18 protein-coding genes and 1 pseudogene are annotated in these 22,859 nt (G+C 57.2%); 7 read left to right on the top strand and 12 right to left on the bottom strand.

Going from position 1 to position 22,859, the window contains the following annotated elements; all coding sequences use genetic code 11:
* Positions 1-51 precede the first annotated feature (51 nt).
* Positions 52-912: a glucose-1-phosphate thymidylyltransferase RfbA gene (gene rfbA, locus HMPREF2879_RS05820; RefSeq protein ID WP_049341599.1), complete on the bottom strand. Its 861-nt coding sequence runs from the start codon at positions 910-912 to the stop codon at positions 52-54.
* Between the two features lie 74 nt (positions 913-986).
* On the opposite strand from rfbA, the gene rfbB reads away from it, so the two are divergent.
* The 7 genes from rfbB (at position 987) to HMPREF2879_RS05785 (ending at position 8,114) form a co-directional block, all read left to right on the top strand.
* Positions 987-1,985 carry a dTDP-glucose 4,6-dehydratase gene (gene rfbB / locus HMPREF2879_RS05815; protein ID WP_044142793.1) on the top strand — a complete coding sequence of 333 codons (999 nt, stop codon included), beginning with the start codon at positions 987-989 and terminating at the stop codon, positions 1,983-1,985.
* Positions 1,985-3,409, top strand: a complete 1,425-nt coding sequence (gene rfbD, locus HMPREF2879_RS05810; RefSeq protein WP_049338793.1) for a dTDP-4-dehydrorhamnose reductase — start codon at positions 1,985-1,987, stop codon at positions 3,407-3,409. Before rfbB ends, rfbD begins: the two co-directional genes overlap by 1 nt.
* A 243-nt stretch (positions 3,410-3,652) precedes the next feature.
* On the top strand, positions 3,653-4,273 hold the full coding sequence (locus HMPREF2879_RS05805; protein WP_005506952.1) for a 50S ribosomal protein L25/general stress protein Ctc: 621 nt from the start codon (positions 3,653-3,655) through the stop codon (positions 4,271-4,273).
* A 187-nt stretch (positions 4,274-4,460) separates the two neighbouring features.
* On the top strand, positions 4,461-5,048 hold the full coding sequence (pth, locus tag HMPREF2879_RS05800) for an aminoacyl-tRNA hydrolase (protein ID WP_012904011.1): 588 nt from the start codon (positions 4,461-4,463) through the stop codon (positions 5,046-5,048).
* Positions 5,049-5,252: 204 nt separating this feature from the next.
* Positions 5,253-6,551 (top strand): cysteine desulfurase, encoded by a 1,299-nt coding sequence (locus HMPREF2879_RS05795; RefSeq protein WP_070635014.1) that lies wholly within the window; start codon positions 5,253-5,255, stop codon positions 6,549-6,551.
* 66 nt (positions 6,552-6,617) lie between these two features.
* Positions 6,618-7,088 carry a Fe-S cluster assembly sulfur transfer protein SufU gene (sufU, locus tag HMPREF2879_RS05790; RefSeq protein ID WP_005506960.1) on the top strand — a complete coding sequence of 157 codons (471 nt, stop codon included), beginning with the start codon at positions 6,618-6,620 and terminating at the stop codon, positions 7,086-7,088.
* A 528-nt stretch (positions 7,089-7,616) separates the two neighbouring features.
* A complete protein-coding gene (locus HMPREF2879_RS05785) occupies positions 7,617-8,114 on the top strand; it encodes an FAD synthase family protein (RefSeq protein WP_012904009.1) in 498 nt (165 codons plus the stop codon).
* Positions 8,115-8,259: 145 nt separating this feature from the next.
* Here the strand turns inward: HMPREF2879_RS05785 and HMPREF2879_RS05780 are convergent, their stop codons facing one another.
* The 11 genes and pseudogenes from HMPREF2879_RS05780 to HMPREF2879_RS05730 all read right to left on the bottom strand — a co-directional run.
* The gene (locus HMPREF2879_RS05780; protein ID WP_012904008.1) at positions 8,260-8,757 is read right to left on the bottom strand and encodes a DUF2505 domain-containing protein; all 498 of its coding nucleotides are present in this window, start codon (positions 8,755-8,757) and stop codon (positions 8,260-8,262) included.
* Between the two features lie 250 nt (positions 8,758-9,007).
* Positions 9,008-9,718 (bottom strand): glycosyltransferase, encoded by a 711-nt coding sequence (locus HMPREF2879_RS05775; protein WP_012904007.1) that lies wholly within the window; start codon positions 9,716-9,718, stop codon positions 9,008-9,010.
* Positions 9,719-9,995: 277 nt separating this feature from the next.
* Complete coding sequence (gene pssD / locus HMPREF2879_RS05770) at positions 9,996-10,478, bottom strand: PssD/Cps14F family polysaccharide biosynthesis glycosyltransferase (protein ID WP_012904005.1); 483 nt, start codon at positions 10,476-10,478, stop codon at positions 9,996-9,998.
* A gap of 192 nt (positions 10,479-10,670) precedes the next feature.
* The gene (locus HMPREF2879_RS05765) at positions 10,671-11,903 is read right to left on the bottom strand and encodes a Wzz/FepE/Etk N-terminal domain-containing protein (RefSeq protein ID WP_070635013.1); all 1,233 of its coding nucleotides are present in this window, start codon (positions 11,901-11,903) and stop codon (positions 10,671-10,673) included.
* A gap of 67 nt (positions 11,904-11,970) precedes the next feature.
* Positions 11,971-13,977 carry an oligosaccharide flippase family protein gene (locus HMPREF2879_RS05760; RefSeq protein WP_070635012.1) on the bottom strand — a complete coding sequence of 669 codons (2,007 nt, stop codon included), beginning with the start codon at positions 13,975-13,977 and terminating at the stop codon, positions 11,971-11,973.
* Entirely contained in the window at positions 13,974-15,329 is a 1,356-nt protein-coding gene (locus tag HMPREF2879_RS05755; RefSeq protein ID WP_070635011.1) for an O-antigen ligase family protein, read from the bottom strand. Before HMPREF2879_RS05755 ends, HMPREF2879_RS05760 begins: the two co-directional genes overlap by 4 nt.
* Before the next feature lie 17 nt (positions 15,330-15,346).
* The gene (locus HMPREF2879_RS05750) at positions 15,347-16,297 is read right to left on the bottom strand and encodes a glycosyltransferase (protein WP_070635010.1); all 951 of its coding nucleotides are present in this window, start codon (positions 16,295-16,297) and stop codon (positions 15,347-15,349) included.
* 11 nt (positions 16,298-16,308) lie between these two features.
* Positions 16,309-17,097 (bottom strand): CDP-alcohol phosphatidyltransferase family protein, encoded by a 789-nt coding sequence (locus tag HMPREF2879_RS05745; protein ID WP_044150701.1) that lies wholly within the window; start codon positions 17,095-17,097, stop codon positions 16,309-16,311.
* Positions 17,098-17,575: 478 nt separating this feature from the next.
* Positions 17,576-21,007 carry a fibrinogen-like YCDxxxxGGGW domain-containing protein gene (locus HMPREF2879_RS05740; RefSeq protein ID WP_246822916.1) on the bottom strand — a complete coding sequence of 1,144 codons (3,432 nt, stop codon included), beginning with the start codon at positions 21,005-21,007 and terminating at the stop codon, positions 17,576-17,578.
* 214 nt (positions 21,008-21,221) lie between these two features.
* Positions 21,222-22,082 (bottom strand): hypothetical protein, encoded by an 861-nt coding sequence (locus HMPREF2879_RS05735; protein WP_044150700.1) that lies wholly within the window; start codon positions 22,080-22,082, stop codon positions 21,222-21,224.
* Positions 22,083-22,426: 344 nt separating this feature from the next.
* Positions 22,427-22,859 (bottom strand): annotated as a pseudogene (locus HMPREF2879_RS05730) (fibrinogen); the annotation flags it as partial.

The raw sequence follows: 22,859 nt of genomic DNA, 5'->3' as shown, positions 1-22,859 counted from the left end.
GTGGAGTGTTGTTGCAGGTGGTGAAGGGATACGAAAGTCCCCTGGTGTTTATTAGCGGAGCAATCCGAGCAGGTAGCTACCGTAACCGCTCTTGACGAGGGGGGTAGCAATGTCACGCAACTGCTCGTCGGAGAGCCAACCGCGGCGCCACGCAATTTCCTCCGGGCAACCAACTGACAGACCCTGACGGCTCTGAACAGTGCGGATGAAGTTAGTGGCATCAGCGAGTGAATCAAAGGTTCCGGTGTCGAGCCATGCGGTACCGCGAGGTAGAACCTCAACCTTCAGTTTACCCTGTTCCAGGTAGACACGGTTGAGGTCAGTGATTTCCAACTCACCGCGCGGGGAAGGCTTAATCTGGCGTGCATACTCTACAACCTTGGAGTCGTAGAAGTACAGACCCGGAATAGCGTAGTCGCTCTTGGGGTTCTCGGGCTTCTCTTCGATGGACAGTGCGTTGAAGTTCTCGTCGAACTCCACCACGCCGTAGGCGCGAGGATCAGCAACCCGGTAAGCGAAGACGGTTGCGCCGTCCTTCTGCTCGTAGGTGGCAAGCTGAGTACCCAGGCCGGGACCGTAGAAGATATTGTCACCGAGCACGAGCGCTACAGGGTCATTGCCAATAAAGTCGGCACCCAGAATAAATGCCTGTGCCAGGCCGTCCGGGGAAGGCTGCACCTTGTATTCGAGATTAATACCGAAACGGGAACCGTCACCGAGCAGTCGCTGGAACTGCTCCTGATCAGCAGGAGTGGTAATAATCAAAATATCGCGGATACCCGCCAGCATGAGAGTGGACAGCGGGTAGTAAATCATCGGCTTGTCATAGACCGGAGTGAGCTGCTTGCTAATACCCTGAGTGATAGGGTGCAAACGGCTTCCGGTACCGCCGGCAAGAATAATTCCCTTCATAACTTCTTATTGTGTCATGTTTATCTCTTTGTTGAGGCGTAAAAATCGCTGTTTAGCCAGGTAAAATCTACCGTATGGCTCACATTCTTGTTACCGGCGGTGCCGGTTTTATTGGTTCGAACTTTGTTCACCACCTCATCGATAACACTGATCACACTATTACTGTGCTGGATAAGATGACCTACGCCGCAAATGCTGCGTCTTTGGAGGGTCTTCCTGAATCCCGCTTCAAGCTCGTCGTAGGCGACATTGCCGACCGCGAGCTGGCTGACGAGCTGGTCGGCAAGGCAGACGCTGTCGTTCACTACGCAGCGGAATCGCACAACGACAACTCCCTGTCTAACCCTGAACCGTTCATCCACACTAACCTCATCGGTACTTTCAGCCTCCTGGAAGCAGTCCGTAAGCACGGCACTCGCTACCACCACATCTCCACCGACGAGGTCTTCGGTGACCTCGAGCTGGACGATCCGGCAAAGTTTACCGAAACCACCCCCTACAACCCCTCTTCCCCTTACTCCTCCACTAAAGCAGGCTCCGACCTGCTCGTGCGCGCATGGGTCCGCTCCTTCGGTATTGAAGCAACCATCTCTAACTGCTCCAACAACTACGGCCCCTACCAGCACATCGAGAAGTTCATTCCCCGCCAGATTACTAACATCCTCTCGGGTCTGACCCCGAAGCTGTACGGCGAGGGCCTGAACGTTCGTGACTGGATTCACGCATCCGACCACTCTTCTGCTGTGCTGCGCATCCTGGAGCAGGGCAAGATTGGTGAAACCTACCTCATCGGTGCAGACGGTGAAGAGAACAACATCACCGTTCTGCGCACCATCCTGCGACTGATGGGCAAGGACGAGAACGACTTCGAGCACGTGGTTGACCGCCCCGGTCACGACCTGCGCTACGCAATCGACGGTAGCCGCCTGCGTGCAGAGCTCGGCTGGGAGCCGAAGTTCACCGACTTCGAATCCGGTCTTGCCGACACCATTAAGTGGTACACCGACAACCGCGGCTGGTGGGAGCCCCTGAAGGCTGAGGTTGAGGCGAAGTACGCAAAGGCTGGCCAGTAATGACCAAGGAATTGAAGGTTACTGAAACCGAGATTCCCGGCCTGCTCATCATTGACCTGCCGGTTCACGGCGATAACCGCGGCTGGTTCAAGGAAAATTGGCAGCGCGAGAAGATGGTCGCAGCCGGTCTGCCCGACTTCAACCCGGTGCAGAACAACATCTCGTTCAACGCTTCGGTAGGTACCACCCGCGGTATCCACGCCGAGCCGTGGGATAAGTACGTTTCTGTTGCGACCGGCCGTATCTTCGGCGCGTGGGTTGACCTGCGTGCCGGCGAGTCCTTCGGTAAGGTCGTCACCGTGGAGCTGGGCCCGGACACCGCAATCTTCGTGCCCCGCGGCGTGGGTAACTCCTTCCAGACCCTGGAAGGGAACACCGCCTACACCTACCTGGTGAACGACCACTGGTCGGCGGATGCAGTATCCGGCTACAGCTTCCTGAACCTTGCCGATGAGACCGTCGCAATCGACTGGCCTATCGACCTGGCGAAGGCAGAGCTCTCCGAGAAGGACCGTAACCACCCGCGTCTGAACGAGATCAAGCCCCTGGAAGCCGACCCGATCCTGATTATTGGCGCGGGCGGTCAGCTCGGCACCGAGCTGGTTCGCCAGCTCACCGAGCAGAACGTACCCTTCCTGGCTGTGGATCGCGACCGCCTCGACCTGGGCAAGCCCGAGCAGTGGCGTGACGCATTCCGCTGGCGCTCCTTCCGCGCGGTCATCAACGCTGCAGCGTACACCGCAGTGGATCAGGCAGAAACCCCCGAGGGTCGCCGTGATGCCTGGGCAGCTAACGCTCTGGGTGTGAGCGCTCTTGCCTCCATCTGTGAAGAAGCTAACCTGCCGCTGGTTCACGTATCCACCGACTACGTCTTTGACGGTTCCCTGCCCCTGGGCGAGGAATACCCGGAGGATTACCCCCTGGCACCGCTGAGCGTCTACGGCGCATCCAAGGCTGCCGGTGAGGTTGCCGCCGCCGCATGGCGTAAGCACTACACCCTGCGCACCAGCTGGGTTGTTGGCGCCGGCAAGAACTTCGTTGGCACCATGGCATCCCTGGCTGAGCGCGGTATCGACCCGTCCGTGGTCGCCGACCAGTGGGGCCGCCCGACCTTCACCCAGGACCTGGCAGCAGCTGCCCTGCACCTGCTCTTTTCCGGCGCTGAATACGGCACCTACAACGTGTCGAACACCGGTGAAGTCATCAACTGGGCACAGTTCGCTCGTGCAGTGTACGAAGGCACCGGCCACGACCCGGCACGAGTCAGCGACACCACCACCGAGGAATACTTCGCCAACGCTGAGCTCTTCGCTCACCGTCCGACGAACTCGGCAATGGACCTGTCCAAGCTGATTGCTGCAGGCTTCACCCCGCGCAATCACCGCGAGGCGCTCGCCGCCTACCTTGCAGAAATGGGTTCCTAATCCTCTAGGATTTGGTCCTATATCTGCTGATAACAGCATAAAAGGCGTGAAAAGCGCCATATCACAGGTTCCCGGCCCTTGAAGAAGAGCCGGGAACCTGTACAATATTGTCTTGGCCAAGGCGGTGGAATACACGAAACGTGTAGGTCCGTAACTGACGGTGGCTGGTTGGAAAGAGATTTCTGGCGCCAGTCCCTATTCCACTTGGCGCATCACTTCTAACCAAGAAAGGATGGACGACTCATGTCAGATACCATCAAAATTTCAGCTACCGTACGTAGCGACTTCGGCAAGGGCTACGCGCGCCGCATCCGCATGGCAGGCGACATCCCCGCCGTCATCTACGGCCACGGCGAAGAGCCCAAGCACGTAGTACTCCCCGGCCACGCAACCACCCTGGCTGCCCGCGTCCCCAACGCTATCCTCGACCTCGACATCGAAGGTGAATCACACCTCGCAATGATCAAGGACATCCAGCGTCACGCAATCCGCCCCGAACTGCAGCACATCGACCTGCTGACCGTTAAGCGCGGCGAGCGCGTTGAGATCGAGGTTCCTGTACACGTTGAAGGCGAGCCCGCTGTTGGCGCCGTTGCTAACCAGGAAGAAACCGTTCTTCTGGTTGAAGCTGACGCACTGAAGGCACCCGAAGCTTTGACCGTGAGCATCGAAGGCCGCGAAGCTGGCGCTCACGTTCTGGCATCAGATGTTGAACTGCCCTCAGGCGTAACCCTGGTTGCAGACGCTGAACTGCTGATCGTTAACGTTTCTGAGCCCGAGGAACTCGACGTTCCCGAGCCCGGTGAAGAAGGCGAAAACGCACCCGAGGGTGACATCGTTGAAGCTTCCGAGGAATCAGATTAGGCTGGCGAAGCTCACGACTCAGATAACTCAAAGCACTAAGACCGCGCCCTGCGCCTAGCGCAACAGTGATCTGTGGATGGCCCGCCGCTACCTCTCTTCTGAGGTGGTAGCGGGCCATACTCATAGAATGGTGTAGTCCATGAATTTTCTAAAAAACCTTTTACAGCGCCGTGGAAAGGGCGAAGATATGTCTGATGCGTGGCTCATTGTTGGTCTGGGGAACCCGGGCCCGGAGTACGAGAAAACCCGCCATAACATCGGCCAGATGGTGGTTGATGAACTGGCGCGTGAAGTAGGCGGTGGCTTCAAGAAGCACGGACGCGCGCGCGCCCAGGTGCTGGAAGGACGTTTGGGTATAGGCGGACCCAAGGTAGTGCTGGCCAAGCCCCTGACCTATATGAACACCTCGGGCGGCCCGGTATCGGCTCTAGCCCAGTTCTACGATATTAACCCCGACCGTATCATCGCGGTGCACGATGAACTGGATATCCCCTTCGACACCATTAAGCTCAAGATTGGTGGGGGAGAGGGCGGCCATAACGGTCTGCGCGATATCACCAAGGCGCTGGGCACCAAGGACTACTACCGTGTTCGCACCGGCATCGGTCGTCCTCCCGGACGCATGGACACCGCAGACTTCGTGCTCAAGCCCTTCAGTAGCACTGAAGCGAAGGACCTGCCCTTCCTCATCTCAAACGCAGCGGATGCAACCATGATGCTCGTAAAGGAAGGCCTGCTGGCAACCCAGCAGCGCTACCACGGCGCAGGTTCCTAGCCGTATGACCCGTGCCGGGTAAACACTGAACTGGGTCAACACTGAACTGGGGTAATGCATGATGCGGGCCGATGTGTGAACTAGGCTCTACCTAACTATGCAAGAGCCCGGTGAGGGAATAAGCTAGAAAAGAATGACGTTATACGCTCCACGACGGGAAAATACCCGACCCGTGGAGCGTATAAGCGAGAGAAGAAGGTACCCGTGGCTGAATACTCCACCCCCGCCAACACCCCGCTGAGCGACGAGATCGTACGCCAGCTTCGCCAGGACTTCCCGATCCTCAACACTGAGGTCAACGGGCATCCCTTGGTCTACCTGGATTCGGGGGCGACCAGTCAGAAACCGCTTCAGGTGCTCGACGCTGAACGTAACTTCTACCTGCACGCTAACTCTGCTGTACACCGTGGCGCACACACCCTCGCGGTTGAGGCAACCGACCTGTTCGAGGACGCGCGCATCACCGTTGCGAACTTCGTTGGCGCCACTGATGAAGAGCTCGTGTGGACCTCTAATGCAACCGAGGCGCTGAACCTGGTCGCCTACTCCATTGGCAACGCCTCTCAGGGTATCGGCGGTCCGGCTGCTGAGCGTTTCGCACTGGGCCCCGGCGATGAAATCGTCACCACCGAGATTGAGCACCACGCGAACCTCATTCCCTGGCAGATTCTTGCTCAGCGAACCGGCGCAACTCTGCGCCACATCCCCTCCACCGAGGACGGTCAGCTCGACTACGCTGCTGCCGAGGGCATCATCAACGAGAAGACCCGCATCGTGGCGTTCACCCACGTCTCGAATGTGACCGGCGCGATTACCGATGTGCCCCGCATGGTCGCCATGGCACGCAAGTACGGTGCGCTCGTTGTGCTGGATGCCTGCCAGTCCGTGCCGCACATGCCCGTAGACTTCCACGCCCTGGACGTCGACTTTGCGGCGTTCTCCGGCCACAAGATGCTGGCTCCCACCGGCATTGGCGCCCTCTACGGTCGTGCCGAACTGCTTGAGGCCCTGCCACCCTTCCTGACCGGTGGCTCCATGATTACCCGCGTGGGTCTGCAGGATGCCGAATACATGCCCGCCCCCATCAAGTTTGAAGCGGGTACCCAGCGCGTCTCGCAGGCAGTCGCCTTCGCCGCCGCCGTGCGTTACCTGCAGCACTTGGGCATGGAGAACGTTGAGGCATGGGAGCACGAACTGGGCGCTCGCCTGGTTGAGGGTGTTCAGAAGATTGAGGGCGTGCGCCTGCTCGGCCCCGCCGACCCCTCCAAGCGTGCCGGCCTGGTTGCTCTCGCCATTGAGGGTGTGCACCCGCACGATGTGGGCCAGCTACTCGACACCCAGGGTATCGCTGTGCGCGTGGGCCACCACTGCGCCCAGCCGCTACACCGCTGCGCCGGTGTGACCGCCTCGACCCGTGCATCCACCTACATCTACAACACCACCGAAGATGTGGACGCTTTCCTGAAGGCACTTGCCGAGGTGCGCCCCTACTTCGGGTTCTAAACGTAGACGCGTTAGACAATAACGCCTCAATTTTTCAGACAGACCAACTGACGGAAGAAGAACACCGTGTCTCTTGAATCTCTGTACCAGGAAATTATTCTGGAGCATTCCAAGCAGCGTAGCGGCGAGCACCTCGTAGAGGTACCCGCCGGCCACGCAAGCGCCGATAACCACCAGTACAACCCCACCTGCGGTGACGAAATCAACCTGCGTGTGGTGCTCTCTGACGAGCTGAAGGACGGCGAGAAGACTATCGAGTCGATCTCCTGGGAAGGCGACGGTTGCTCCATCTCCATGGCTGCCGCCTCCGTGCTCTCTGAAATGGCTCCCGGCATGACCACCTCCGAGCTGCAGAGCCACGTGGATGCGTTCCGCGAGATGCTGCGTTCGCGCGGTAAGGTGACTCTGGACGAAGAGGAGTACGGCGATATGGCGGCTTTCTCCGGCGTTTCGAAGTTCATGGCGCGCGTGAAGTGCGCAATGCTCTCCTGGGTTGCCGTTGAGGAAGCCACTAAGGAAGCAGCTGCGAAGAACTAAACCTTTGCTGAGAAGGTAGGCTGAACCGGTGGGGGAGTAGCTAGTATTTGAACGCCAATCGAAAATACCGAATGGCTACTGAACCTAAAATATTGCACAAGAACGTAAGTGTATGCGGTCAAAGCGTGCAGAAAATACTGGCTAAAACTCTTCGCTAAAATCTAGCGGTTAATTGTTTATCTATATAAGCTTTCTTTGATTTCAAGCGACGTATAGAAAATATGAGGCGGATACTACACTGTATCCGCCTCATATTTATATCTTTTCCTTTTTCCTTCAAAAAGGTGACTGGTAAAATAAAAGGACGAAGGGCGCCCAACCAGCACCCTCGAGAAACTCTTTTCGGACCCGCACGTTCTAAGGCAACAGCGCGAAGAAATAGGGCAATATAAGAAAATATTTTCTCAATATTGCACATTCTTCGTTTCATCTCATGCTCTCACCCTAGACCGCGGATACGTTTCTCACCCTCCGGTACTTCAACCACACCGGAATAACCATCGCCGCTACCAACCACAAGGAAGCCCTATGATTATTGGCTACGCCGCAGGCGCCTACGACCTTTTCCACTACGGCCACCTCGAGATTCTCCGCAAGGCTAAGGAAAACTGCGACTACCTCATTGCCGGCGTCGTGCACGATGACGTTCTGGAAGTGACCAAGGGTCGTCGCCCCGTCATCCCCATCGAAGAGCGTGCCGCCATCGTCAGCCACATCGACTACGTGGACGAAGTGCACGTTGAAACCAACCCCGACAAGCTCGAAACCTGGAAGCAGAAGCCCTTCAACGTCTTCTTCAAGGGCGACGACTGGAAGGGCACCGAAAAGGGCAATGCCCTGGAAGCACGCTTCGCAGAGGTCGGCGTGGAAGTACACTACTTCCCCTACACCGAGCACACCTCCAGCACCAAGCTGCGCAAGGTCGTTGACCTACTCGAAGCAGAGCACGACCTGCGCGTAGAGATGCGCCGCTTTGCTGAGCTGCTTGGCGAACGCGAATACTCCGAGGCGACCGTCGCCTCCTAACGCTCCTACCCCTTCATAGGTGCGTTAGAGCTCATAAGACTCATAAAGACACAAAGAGGATCCCCGCCGTAAGTACTTACGGCGGGGATTCTCTGCATATTGGCGGTATATCAGCTACACCTCAAAGGTGAGCGTCTCATAAGCTTTAGCGCTGTGCCAGCCACTTCTCAGCGGAGGAGCCCAGAACCTTCAGCACGCGGCCAACCTGCGGCTCAGCAGCGGCTGCAATCTTCTTGCCCACCAGCGGGATGGAGCAGGAGACTTCACCGTTGACGTCCAGGCGGGTCTGCTCGCCCTCGGGGGTCAGCTTCTGAGTAGCCTGAGCGGACACGGGCACGCCGTTGACCTTGACCTCGGTAGAAACGGTGCGGGATCCGTCAGCAGCCGGTGCGCTTACGGTGTCCATCTGGGTCATAGCAACGCCGTTGCCGACGAACTTACGAGCGATGTCCGGCACGCGCTCAGCGGGTACGGTACGCTCGGTGGTTGCGGTGAACTCGGCGGAGGTGTCACCGGAAACGGAGAAGCTACCGAACTCCACGCCAACCTCGGAGCATACGAAGCGTGCGAAATCCTCGCTAGAGAACGCCTCGATAACCTGCTCAACGCTTGCGTTGATAACGGTCGATTCCTGAACTGCCATAATTGTTCCTTTCGTAGTGCGCGAAAACCCCGCGCATTATCCCTTACTAAGGATACGGTGCGCGGGGTTTCGCAACCAATGTAAAGACGCGAATCCACCTGAGAATATGCCGTGAACAAGGGAAAACATCCACAGCCTCTCACAGGGTGGTTGGAGGATTCGCATGCCGGTCTAAAAATGTGGGAAGCGCCCGGCCGGGCACCTCCCACACCGCATCACGAGGATGCTGAGCTTAGAAAGCAAGAAAACCTTAGGCGCTGGGAGCCATCGCGTCGATGCGAGCCATCTCAGCCTTACCCGCACGGTGCGCGCGAGCAGCCTGCTTCAGGCGGCCCCAGAAGGAATCCTTACGGTGGGTCTTGCCGGCGAGCAGGTCCTGCAGTTCCTCACCCAGCTGAGCTGCGGAAATCTCCGGGGTGGAGACGTAAGGCTCAGCGGTGCGGAACAGGGAGGGGTTCGCCAGGGCAAGATCGAGCTTAGCGAAGAGATCTTCGCGGCTCTCAACGACAACAGCGTGGCCGCGCTTCTCCATCAGAGCGGTGAAGGGGACCTGGTGGTTGTCAACGACCTCATTGAACTCTGCGCGGCGCGGAACAGCCAGGGGCAGAGCGCCGGTGCGGCGTGCATCCTGGATGGAGCCGGGGCCGCCCTGAACCAGTACTACGCGTGCGGTTGCGTAGTAGTCCAGCAGCTCGGAGGCGGGAAGAAGCTTAAGGTTGTCTGCGTGCTTAATGGGCGCAGTGTGGCCATGCTGCACGAGGCAGGTGACCTCGGGGTGAGCCTCAAGATAAGCCTCAACCCAACGCAAGAGACGATCAAAAGTGTGAACGTCGGTGCCGAGGGACACCACCAAATCGTACGTCTTAGTAGGAATACGAACGGGCGCGACGGCAGGGGTAAATACGGGCAGGTCGAACTTGGAAGTATCAACGCTGACGTGGGGGAAGTCCTGAATAGACATAGCCTATTCCTCTCTATGTATTTATCGGTAGTAACCCCGTATACCTGACGCAAAAATCCGGAGGGCATCATTGGTATACGCGGCGGCGTCGTGCCGGAGAAAATGGTGAGTAATCTCCGCATACGCTTCTCTGGCGAGTGGTTAGTTCGCTTGGATGGTGAGTCCACAGTGGAGCGCACGACTTATGCGTATCTGTATGTATTAATAAATACTATACCCTGAAAATAACGCCCTCAGCACACGCGAGGACGCTATTTTCAGGATAAATTCATCACTCTTAGAAAATGGGATGAATCACACGAGAATCAGGGAAATTCTCCTGCTGTTCCTCGCTCTGAACAATAATTCGATCAGCAAAGGTGTACAGCATCTTACCGGTCATCGTCGGCAGAGTCGGGCGGTCAAAACACTCAATATAAAGAGTCTTTACGCCAAAAAGTTTAGCCGCAACAAAGAAAGGAACAGCAACACCCGCACCCGCAGAAACAACCGCATCCGGACGTTCCTTCGGAAAAATACGAAATGCCAAGAACAGATTACGAATAGCGTTCTTAATATTTCGAGTGGTCGGGTAATAAGCCCAATAGGTCTTCTCATCAGCCAGAGAAGATTCCACATCGGGCTGTTTAAAGCTAACCCACACGCGGTCATAATTCTGCCACGCAGCAGAAGTAGCCGTCAGATGCTTCAAGTGCCCGCCACTGCTAGAAACCAGCAGAAGCTTCTTCTTCGGTGCCTGAGAGGAAATTGCCTCAGTCATAGTGTTCTCCTAAAGCCCCAATACAAGAGAAAAGTAAGAAGAGAAGATAAGGGTGAGCTGACGGGTTCGGCAACGCCTGCATCAACAGATTCGCCTCAGCAGGTGTCACCGCACCCTACGCTCAAGGACGAAGGACGAACCCGCACAGAAGCGAGGCATCCATCAACAGAACCCCGAGTACTCGCGGTCTGATTACTCGCGATCCAGGAACACAGCCAGAGCGTTCACGCCCTCAAGCTGATCCAGCTGAGCGAAAAGCTCACGAACCTGCTGCAGAGAAGTAGCCGCAGTCACCGGAACCAGAGCCACGCCGCCAGCCTGGACGAAACGCAGCTGAGTCGACAGGGGAGTAGCGGTGCTCAGGCTAATCACCAGAGGAGTCTCGCTCTTCTCAACCAGCGACTCGGGAGTGTGGCGGGTCAGCGCGTCACGGACCGAAGCGTAATCGGTGAAACGTGCGTACTCGGTGGGCAGAACACGCTGCAGCATCTGGTATAGGTGCTCAACACCGCGGTCAGTACCGGGCAGAATCACAATGCCGGAAGCGCCAGCGCTCTTCACGTCGCCGTCGGGAGCACCAATGGTGCGCAGCAGCATGAACGCGTCATTCGCCTCAGAAGTGGAACCCAGCTCGTGAACCGGGATACCAGCATCTTCCAGACGATCAGCGTAACCAACGTGACGCATAGTGCGGTCACGACCGTACGCCAGCACAGCACCAATCAGCAGACCGGCAACAGCACCAACAATACCCATCTTCACCGGGCCAAGAGCCGAGGAAGAAGAAGGAACCTGAGCCTCGCTCATCACGCGACCACCGGTGGTGGAAGTCAGCTGAATCTGAGCGCGACGGTCCTGCAACTGAGAGAGCAGACCCGCACGGTTGTTATCACCCTCGAGGGCCGAAATCTGCTCATCAATCTGGTGCAGAGCAGAATCAACGCTGCTCTTCAGCGACTCGGAACGAACCTGCAGGTATGCGTTCGCCATAGCGTTAGCGTAACGTGCAGCCTCCGTACCGTTGGGGCGGGTTACCTCAATATCCAGTACAGCAGTCTGGGAGGTGCCGGTCACCTTGACGGAGTTCATGAGGCGGCTGGTCAGCTGAGCCTCAGAGAGGGTATCGCCATTAGCAATCAGAGCCTTAGCCGCGTTCTGCGCAACCTCGCGAGAGGACGCAACGCGAGACTCGGTCGCAATATCCACCTTCGCGGAGTTGGCGCTACCGGTACCGGCGGGATCAACCACCAGCGGGTAAACAACCAGCGAAGCCTTAGAAGTGTACTTGCTATTGGTCATGTAGCCGTAGGCGGCACCCGCCACAGCGAAAACCACAACCGACAGCAGAATCAGCAGAGGGTGTCGGAAAATACGACGTACCTGGTTGCCAAGGGTAACCGAGGAGGTATGAGAGGTGTTATCCATGAGGACATCCTAGAGGAAGAGAAACGGACACTAAATATCGGAGAAAAACGTAGAGGAAGCTGAAGGCTTAAGACTTCGCGCGGCGGGCGGACAGGAAACGCTCAATACCGAGTGCTTTGCGGAAGCGGAACAGCACCGCGCCGTACACCGGCACCAGTAGCACCACGTACACGATGACGCCCAGCACGCTCTGACCCAAGAAAGCCAAAGACGCCAGAGCGCACACCGTCGGAACAGCCGCACCCAAGAAGAGTGACGGAGCCATCTCGCGAACCGAAGCGCGAATACCAACGAGGCGGAACACCTGGTAGCTCGCAAGGAAGGTGTCAATCAGCAGAGCAGACGCCCACGCCGTCACCGCACCGTACAGGCCCCAGACCGGAACCAAGGTGAAGTTCAAAGTCACAGCCACCACCAGCGAGGAGAGCTTGTTCAACAGCTGCCAGCGACTCTTACCGCTCATCAGCAGAACAGACTGCACACCACCGGCACTCATCGACAGCATCGCCGCCGGGCAAATCACCCAGAGAATACCGGCGCCAGACTCAAAGCCCTTACCGAAGAAGCCCAGAAGAACCGGACCAAAGAACGCCAGGGAGAGGTAGAACGGCCACGACAGAGCAGTTAACACGCGAGTGGTCGACAAGAAAATCTCTCGAGCACGATCGAGCTGACGGGTCGCCAACGCCGCACTAATCGACGGGCCGGTCACCACACGACCGGTGTGCTCAATCATGGTGCCCACACGAACACAACGGTTCACGGCACCATAGATACCACCGGCAGCGGCACCCAAGAACGCCGTCACTACCAGCACGTCAATCCACTCCAGGATGGTTTCCACAACGGTTGCAACACCGCGCGCAGAACTGAAACCCCAGAACGAACGGAACGTCTCAGTCGGAGCCTCCTCGGAAGGAAGAACCTCCACATGCTCCTCGTTCGGGAACGCCCGCTCCAAAAGCCACAGGGCAACCACCGCAGTAATCGCCACCGGAACAGTCCAGGCGTACACAAGATCCATGAGCTGGCCCGAGAACAGAACCACCAAACCCACAGCCGCAAAACGCAGAGTAGGAAGCAGAACATTCTGCAGAACCGTAAAGGTCACCACGCGGTGCAGACCACGCAGCGCGCCGAAAAACACCGTCATCAGCGCCGCCACCAGCACGAAAGCAGAACTGACGCGCATCGCCGCCTGATACTCAGGAGCCATCGGCACAATCTCGGTGTAGATGTAAACACCCGCCACCAGAAGCACCGAAGTCACCAGCGAAGGAATCAGACCGTAACGGATTAGCTGCGGAAGCACCCCGTAACGACCCAGCGCACGCTGAGCGCTCATCGTACGAACCAGACCCGTATCCGCGCCGAAGGTCACCAGCGAAATCGCAATCGCGAATAGCGCCATCAGACGGAAAAACTCGCCCGAACCCTCAGCACCAATACCATTCGACACCACCATCGTGGTCACGAACGCAATACCCGCACCGTACATCACACACAGAGAAGCAAGAGAACCGCTCTTCGCGAGGCTGGGCTGCTTACCCTTAGCGGGAGCCTTCGTAACCGGTGCATTCTTAGTGGAGGCGCTATCTGCCTGAGCACCTGACGCGGAAGGCTTAGCCTTCTCATTCGGAGTCTTTTCTTCCTGCGCCTTTTCTACAGACTCAGCAGTAGCCGAGGCAACCCGCCGGGAACCGGACAGATGAGCACCCACTACAGCGGTAGCGTTTGCCGCTGAGGAACCAGCAGTTGAAGTACCTGACTCCGAAGAACCCGCCTCCAAAGAATCGGGCAGTAACTCTTCGGAAGCAAAGCCTCGAGCCGGAGGCACAATCGACAGCGCCGTGGTCGCAGGAAAACGACCGGAACGGATATCGTCCACCGTCGGAGCAAACTCATCGGTAGAAGACTCTGCCTGCGAGTCAGCCTGCTCCACTACAGGATCCACGTACTCGCCGCTCTCACGCAGGCGTGCACGGCGGCTAGGGTGACCGCCCGTCGAGTAGGCATCATCGAAAGCTGAAACCGCAGTGGTCTCTAAACCACGAGGGGACTGATTCTTCGTCATAGCCCCTCACCATCCCGAATGGAACGAATACACGCCATCGACGCGAGCATCAGAATGGTCATCTGAGCAATATCGAAGCTGTAGAAAATAAAGACGACGCAGCACGCGACCGGCACGCTATGCAGCCAGTACCCGGAGGTGGTCTTCACTCGTGCGCCGCCTGCTACAGTGCACACCATGAAGAGCGCGAACAGCGCCAGACCCACGAAGCCGAAGCAGAACATCAGAGTCCACAGGTACCCCTGGGTACCCATTGACACGCCAATGCTCGGTTCCATACGCGGAGTGCCGTAACCAATAATCGGGGACTCCAAGGTCGCCTTCCAGGTGGCGCGGTAGAGCGCCGCACGGCCACCGGTGGAGTCAGAGTAGTCCTGACGACCCAGAATGTTATCCACGGTGCCCGACGCAAAGAGCGCCACAACCACAGCCGTAATCGCCGCAACACCCGTACCCACAGCACGCCAATTAGCCGCAAGGAACTGACGCAACAGTACGTACGCTGCGCTGATACCTAGACCAATGAACATGCCGCGGTTACTGGTCGCAATCGCAGGCACAGTAGAAAGCGCCATACCAATCAGCAACGCAATACGCAGCCAGATGGAATGCAGGCGAAGCAAGCACGCCAGCATCACCGGGGTGAGCAGAGTGTACGCCAGACCCCAACTATTCGCGTAGGGGAACGGCGCGGAGGGGCGAATATACGCCTCGGGAGCACCCCAAGGACGCTGAACCTCAGCCAGGGGAGGAAGCATGTAGTCGCGCACCAGCGGGTTCTGCATAAAACCAGAAGGCATGATGAAGCTCATCGGAGTACGCAGGCGGAACTCGGGGAAGAGAACACCACCGTACCCCAGAACAATCAGGGTCACCCACAGAGTCGCCAGACCGCCCAGCAGCCTATTGATGCTAATAGAGGCTCGCGCGTTGTAGTAGTACAGGGCGTAAATGCCGGCACTGAGAATATTTACAAAGCGTAGACCCCAACCAATAATGTCGGTCGAACGGGTCAGCGCAAGCGCCGCAACAACAACCCACACGCAGAATGCGCCCCACACCCACAGAGAACCGGGCACGCGCACATTACCTCGAATAATGAGGTAAAAAAGCATGATCGCTGCCAGTACCAGCGGTGCAATCTGAAGCACGCCCAAAGCCCACAGCGCCGGGAAGCCGTACAGCAACGCCAGCAGAGGCCAAGCGGGGAGCTTCTTCTGCGCCGTAGATACCGGACGGTTGCGCGCGCGGGCACGCAGAATACCGCTAGGCGGCGTGGCCACCGACCCGGCGGAATCCTTCAGCGCCACAGGCGAAGTACCCGGAGGGGAAAGAACGGAAGAGGAAACCATGTCTGTGCGATACCTGGTTAGAGACCTCGACCGGTCTTCTGGACGAGATCAAGAAGAGTAGCGGGCTTAATAACGCCGGTGGACACAACATACGCTGCCCAAGCACGAAGCTGCTTAGGGTCGCGGCGCAGAGCGGAGCGAGCGTAGGCACGCGCCTCCTTGTTGTTACCCAGAGACGCCTGAGCGTACGCAATCTGACCGGCAATACGTGCCAGGCCCTTGGGATCCTGCTCGAATTCAGGGAACTTACGCAGAATGTAGCTCAGACCGTCAACCATGGACTGCCACTTGCCGGAGAAGAAGGAGGGGCGGTCCCAGAGCACCAGAATCAGCGGTTCGGGCACGCTCAGTACATCGCCGTGGCGGGTTGCACGCAGCAGCAGGTCGTAGTCTTCACCGTAGGCGGCGGGCAGTTCCTCATCGACCAGGCCGATGCGGGCGGGCTTACCGTCAACGCCGAGCAGATCCTCGCGAGAGTACAGCATGGCGGAGGGGTGAATTTCGGTAATGCGCGAACGCAGGAAGTCAGCGAAGGTTGCGCGCTCGGGCGCCAGGCGCACGATATCCTGACCACCGGAGCGGACGGTAATACCCGAAGAGATAGCGGTTGCTTCGGGGTTTTCGCGCCAGAGAGCGACCTGCTGGGTGAGCTTGGAAGGCATCCAGTAGTCGTCATCATCGCAGAAGCCAATCATCTCGCCGCTGGAGGCGATGATGCCGCTGTTGCGGCCGCCAGCCAGACCGCCGGAGCGGGTGTTGGAGACAATCTTCAGGGCACGGTTTTCGCCGACCTCAATGTCCTCGAGGCGGTCGGGCTCAACGCGGTCAAAGACAACAACAACTTCAACGAAACCGCGGTAGCTCTGCTCAAGGATGGAGCGGACAGCCACGCGCAGCAGTTCGGGGCGCTTGCCGTTGGTTGCGATAACGGCGGAAACAGCAGGGGTGCGAGAGGTGAAGTGCATCATTGGGATTCTCCTTACTCAGCGGGGGTCGCGAGGCTAACGTACTTGCGACGCATGGACAGCAGGACGGTTGCGGCATTAGCCAGCAGAAGCAGTGCGTAGACGATGACGAATACGGGGCCGAAGCCAACGAAAATGTAAATCCAGCAGAGGGTGCCAGCGTCCATGTGCAGGTTGATGAAGGAGCGCAGGGGACCACCGGTCGGCGGTGCCGCGGTCTTGCGGTTGTTGCGCAGCTGCTCAGCCAGAATCTGGCTCATGAAGTGACCTGCGGTCAGCGCGGTGAAAATCATCGGCATCGCAATGATCCAGCCGTTGAATGCGCTGGAGCCGGTAAAGGAGTAGTGCGCCGGGTACAGCAGGAAGGAGAGCAGGGTTGCCATGTGCACGGAAGGCACGCGGATGGAGTCGACCACGTGGTCGAGCCACTCACCGGCGGGGGAGGACGCGCCGGTCACGCGAGCAACCTGGCCGTCAGCGGAGTCCAGACCGTAACCGAGCGCGAAAAGCAGGGCAACGCAGATACCTACACCAACGCTGGGCGGGCAGGTAATCAGAACGATGATGCCTGCCGCGGAACATGCAGCGGAAATTGCGGTGACGCCGTTGGGGGTGATGCCCAGCGCAACAGCTGCCGCAGCGAAGTAGCGTGCTACTCGGCGGTTGACCCAGCGGGTGTAGGCGGGAACGCCAATGCCGGGCTTCTGCGCTGCTTCAAGAGAGCGCAGGGTGTGAGAAAACTTCGCAGAAAATCCCGATGCGGGCGCGGAGTTCGGGGCGTGAGGTGCCTCAGAGGTGGACATGCACATTCCTTTTTAATCGGTGAGAGGAGTGAAGGAGAGTGAATTACTCCCTTTCGGGGTGGTTGCGAGAAAGTCCGGAAGTCTCGCACGCGAAAAAAGAGGTGGTTGGTCCCTTTTTTCACGTACACCACTATATAGATATTTTACAACGAGATGAAGTGCAACAGGGGGCGTGTGGTCAGGGTCAACAATTGTGTCGTAAAAACCCTCTGACAATGCGCTTTGGTGCAGATTTGCGGGATCCTTCGGGTAGGCTTGGTGTGCTGTTAGAGGGGGTTATCGGCGCTTTGTTCTCGTGAATTGTGGATTTAGAAAACATTTCTGAACATTGTGCAGAGAGGCACATGACAGAAGCACAAATAATGGGAATAAATGATGCAAAAAACACGGAAAAGTGGGGAATATACGCAAATGGGGTTTGATTTCCTGAATCATTCAGAAAATCAAACCCCATTTAGCTGAGATTATCTAGAAGGTATTAGTTCCTTCGAGACTGCATCGGAACGCGGGTTCCGACTCCGTTATTGACGATGCGTCGCTCGCCCTGGCCGGCTGCCGCGTTGTTCGCGTTGTCGACCACGGGCTGCTCAGCCTCGTGTGCGGCGGGAGCATCCGCCTCCTTGTCGCCTTCCTTCTCGGCAGGCTGCTCAGCAACCGGTGCCTTAGCGATTGCCTGCATGTCGAAGCTTACATTCGGGCGAACGTTTCGTCGACTGATGCCCGGATGAACCTCAACTGCGATGAGGTTCTCGCCAACCTTCAGCTTGGAAGAAGGAACGGTGAAGGTCACCGGAGTCTTCTGAGCCGTAGCGGTATCAATCGAGCTCGATGCAATCGCGCTATTCCACAGCTTTCCACGAGTGTCAAAGTTGGAACGACCAACCTCTTCACCGTTGACACCCACCGCAATAGCGTCATCCGCGTAAGTGGTCAGCACGAGATCACGGCTGGCCTGCTCACGAGTGAGCTGGATGGTGGTGTAGGCGTAGATATTGTGGCGGGAACGCACGAGCGGAACCTTAACGGAGGTGTTGAGGTTACCAGTACCGACCCCAATCGGGGTCTTGCCGGTCTGCCATGCTTCCTGCGCAATATCTTCCAGGCTGAAGTGGAAGTTGTACTTCCAACCGTACTTACGGTTGGGAGCCTGGGTAGAGACCATGTACTTCCAATCCGAGGCGTAGGGCAGAACAATCTGGTCCTTAGCGGCTTCTTCCTTCGGATTCTCAGGCTTGGGATCGGCGGGCTTAGGCTCCTCAACCTTCGGGTCCGGATCCTGGACCTTCGGTACCTCAGTAGTCGCTTCTGCACTCGGGGTAGCGCTTGCCGAAGCACTGGGGTCAGCGCTCGCGGTCGGGTCAGCACTTGCCGTGGGGTCTGCAGTAGCAGTCGGGTCAGCGGTAGGCGTTGCGGTCGCGGTCTCCGTGGGGGTAGGAGTCGGTCGCACCGGAGCTACCTGGACCGGAGTGGACGCAGAGTAGTTATCCGAGCTATCCACAGCGCGCACAAAGTAACGTGCGTTATCGGTGTGGTCAATCTCGAACTTCGTACCCGAAGTGCTAGCAATGACGCGGTCATCACGCAGAATCTGGTAGCGGACACTACCGGTATCCTGTACAGCATCCCAGGTCAGAACGTCCTTATCGTCCTTCAGCTCAACCTTCAGGTTCTGCGGGGTAGGCGGAGGAGCCACATCGCGAGCCTCAAAGCGCGCAAAACCGACGGTATCCTGAGTACCGTGAACACCCAGCGAACGGTGAATATCGCCGCCAACCCACAGGGTGCCCTTCGAATCCACGAAAGACTCCCAGATACCGAATCCGTGGTCACCCTTAATAGCAGGGGAGAACTCCGGCAGCATCTTACCGCTGTCCTTATCGAAAGCAGCAACCAGCTTGACCGAGTGAATCACGCTCGAACCGCCCACGGGGGTCCGCTTGTTACGCGAATCCTGGTAGAGGAAGTCGCCGCAGTGGCAGGCGCCGTAGATGGTGTTACCGTGCAGGTGCAGATCCTGGAAGTCTCCACCATCGCGGGTAATCGCGGTGTAGGTGGGGGTCAAGGACGCCTTATCGTAACGAGAGATGAGGTGCTCGGTACCGCCCACCCAGACGCCGGTACCGGCATCCTGGACGTCGAACTGGAAACCCCAAATTTTGGTTTCATTACGCAGGTCAGAGACATTAGCGCCAGCAGGAATCTCAGACTGCTGGTACGCCCACGGGCTGCCCTTCTGCATATGCTGAGTAATATCAGCCACGCGGTAGGCAAGGCCACCGTTGAGCCAGGTGAAGTAACCGGCTACGTAAACATGAGAGTTATCAGCGGAGGCGCTAATACCGTTGACAGTACCGTTGAACACCTGGCGCCAGTTACGGTCTATACTCACAATACCGGGCACACCGTTAGAAGGCTCGCCCAACTTAAAACGGGCAATATTGCGCGAATACGCCTCACCCGCCTTTTCACTTTCATAAATGTGGGTAAAGGTGCCGCCAATATACACGTAGTCACCCTGACGGTGAATGGTCTTCACTGTCATGACCTCGGTACGAATGCGATCTTCGACTTTAACCTGGGCCCATTCAGGGGCAACTTCACCGGTTGTGGCGTCAACAACGACGAAGCTCTCATGCTTCTCACCGTTAACAAGCTTGAAGTTACCGCCAACAGCCAAACGGTTATTCGGCAGAGCCTCAACAGCCTTCACCTGACCGTCAACAGTCAGCTTAAAATCGCGGCGCAACTCGCCGGTCACCGGGTCAAAAGCAGCAATATTAGATTGCGCAACACGCTCACCGGTAGAGGACTCAAGGTACTCGAAGTCGCCACCAATAAACACGCTGGAGGTGCCGTTACCGTGATCGACCTCGGTAATGGCCTCAACGTAGGTGTTCATTTCGCCGGTTTTACCGGAGGCGGTCCTGGCGCTGGTTCGCCAGCGCCAATCCGCCGAACGGCTATTGGGCAGGGCACGACGAGCGCTCGCCGGGGTACCGGAATCCGGGATAGCGCCCAGGTTCAAATCATTCTGGGTCAGCTTCGGGCGCAGGAACATCTGGGTGTAACCGAAAGAGGCCTCACCGTTGCTTTCCTTACCGTAGATGTAGGAGTTCCGCGCATCGGTGATTGCCGGCTCAGAGCCATCCTGCGAAATGGGAGAGTTTGCACCGTAACGGAAACCCATACGGTAATCCTGGGACGCCAACTCATCAAACATCAAAGTCTTGAAGCCGTTGTTCTGTCCACGCAGAATGTGGTCTTCCCAGGTGCCGTCAGTCCAGTTCTTGCGGCCCTCTTCGTTGTAGGAAGAGAACTCGTCAGGGTTGGTGATGGTCGTATTCGACCAGACAGCGCTCGAGCGCAGAGCCCAGGTCCACTCGGAAGTCTGACGGCGGTCAACCGTCACCTCCTGCCACTTGGTGCCCGAGGTGTTTAGGGCACGGCGGAAACGGTAACCGTCGGGCAGCTGATCGGGACGAACGCCGTTGAGCAACTGAGAAATAGTGGTGCCCGAAAGCTGAATCGGGGTCTTCGCGGCGGGTAGGGAGCTCAGCGCCTTGCCCTGTTCAAGAGTCATACCGGATGACGCGGGTGCAGCATCGCTGTAGAGCTGCGAAGTATCGCCCTGACCCTCATAGTTTTCGGTCCAGCCGTCACGGCCCTCACCAATCTTGACCCAGCCGCCGCCATCAGTTTCCTGATCGCAGTAGAACTGGGTCGGCTGGCTCATCGCGGGAGTGTACAGCCAGTAGGCGCCGCTCTTTGCCTCGGGGTTAGCCTGCTTGGCTTCCCAACAGCTAGCGGCAGCACGCTCGGAGGTCGTGCCATTGTAGAAAGCAGAGTCCCTTTTTTCCGCAGTCTGTTCGACAGCGGTACTCGGCGTAATAGCGGGGATAGCTACGGGCAAAGCCAAAGCCGTAGCAATGCTCAAGCAAAGAGTTGAGCGGGTTATAGCAGAACGAGAAAAGCCAGAGCCCGTCATGCCAAGGTGGGCTTTCATAATATCTCCAAATGAATGCCAAGAAATGTTATCGAGTGCGCATCAACATTAATGCGCTATGGATGATAATGCGCGGTTTCTAGCGAATCGTAGCTGGAAGCCGGCATCTCTTAATTAGACCCTAACAATCAGGATTGTTCGGGAAATCATGGGTCGCAATCTTCCACTGACCATCGACCTGAACGAGGGTGTAAATATTGAGTGAACGCTTGGGAGAATTGTCATCCTTAACGGGCTGATTATTCTCGTCATAGATCTTCACAGAGGAAGAATCCATGCATACTTCCAGCATGCGCGCGGGCTGACCCTTGTACTGAGTCTCAGTCATACGGGGAGTGCCCACCACAGTGGAAGAACCTTCATAGTGCCAGCCTGCCAGTGCGTATTCGGAAGCCTGCACGGCAAACTCAGCGGCAGCGGAATCAACAGCCACAGCCTCGATGGAGCGAATCGTCTCATCATCGAGAACGGCACGAGCCTGCTCAACGTTCTGCTGCTCAGCTTCTTCGTCGCTGGTCGGATCAGCAGTGCGCTCCGGGGACGGAGCGGCAGAAGGAGCTGCCTTAACCTTGGTCAGAATGTTTTCAAAAGAATTGACCAGTTCGGTGGTCTTCTTCACTTCTTCAGTGTCAACGGGCACGGAAGAAGCATTCTTCATTTCCTCCGAACCGGTGTAAATCTCTTCAAGCTTCTGACCGTCAGAAGAAGTGGCCTCAGCATCTGCCTTGGGGGACGCCTCGCCCGAAGCCTCAGCGGACGCAGAAGCGGTGCCCTGCTCAGAAACCTGGGGGGAAGCGCTCGAAGACTTGTTTGAGGAAGCATGCGCCGACGCGGAAACGCTCGCGGACGCAGAAGCAGGCGAAGAGCTATCGGAGCTCGGGTTTTCAGTAGCGCAAGCGCTCAGGACCAGGGCGGATACCGCAACGGTACCCAAGGTGCCCAGAAGGCGGGACCGGGAGGGGTACTTGAAGAACACTGACATGGAAGCCTCTTTAGTGGTTGGAGTGAGAATGACTATATTCCGGAAGATAATACCTTGCACGGCGGCAAAGCACCTAAAGGCTAACACGCAAAGCTGGGAAAATACTTAGACTTACAAAAATAACGTTTTTATAAATGATGAGAATAAGCCCTAAATAATGCTCTATTTTTGCCCGAATGGAAGATAAATATATATCTCTGAATGAAAGAACCTTCATGTAAATGAATGAAATAGATTCACATTGTGCAAAAAAGTCCCGGGCTGGTCATAAACCAGCCCGGGACAATAGGGCGAACATCACTAAAATTCTTTGTCACAAAAGCGCATATCGCCCTGATGAGGTGTTATGCTGCCTGGACAGCCTCGGTGCTTGCCGAATAGTTATCTGCAGTATCTACCGCGCGCACATAATAGCGGGCGCCATCGCGGTGATCCACCGAATAGCTCGTACCCGTAACCGTCGCAATAGGACGATCATCGCGCAGAACCTGGTACTTCACCCTGCGCTCGGAAATACCCGACCACGTCAGCTGATCCTTGGAACCGTTCGTCGTGACCTTCAGATCGCTCGGGGGAGCCGGAGGGGTCACATCACGAGGAGCATAACGCGCGAAGCCAATAGTCGGCTGTACGCCATTAGCGCCCAACGACTTACGGATATCGCCACCAACCCACAGGGTGCCCGTGGAATCCACGAAGGACTCCCACACACCGTATCCATACGCGCCGTTCATAATCGGTGCGAACTCCGGCAGCATCTTACCGCTGTCCTTATCG

It is taken from the genome of Rothia sp. HMSC069C04, assembly GCF_001812895.1.
GTDB lineage: Bacteria > Actinomycetota > Actinomycetes > Actinomycetales > Micrococcaceae > Rothia.
The sequence above is the reverse complement of the archived record's forward strand: the minus strand, read 5'-3'. Positions and strand labels throughout refer to the sequence as shown.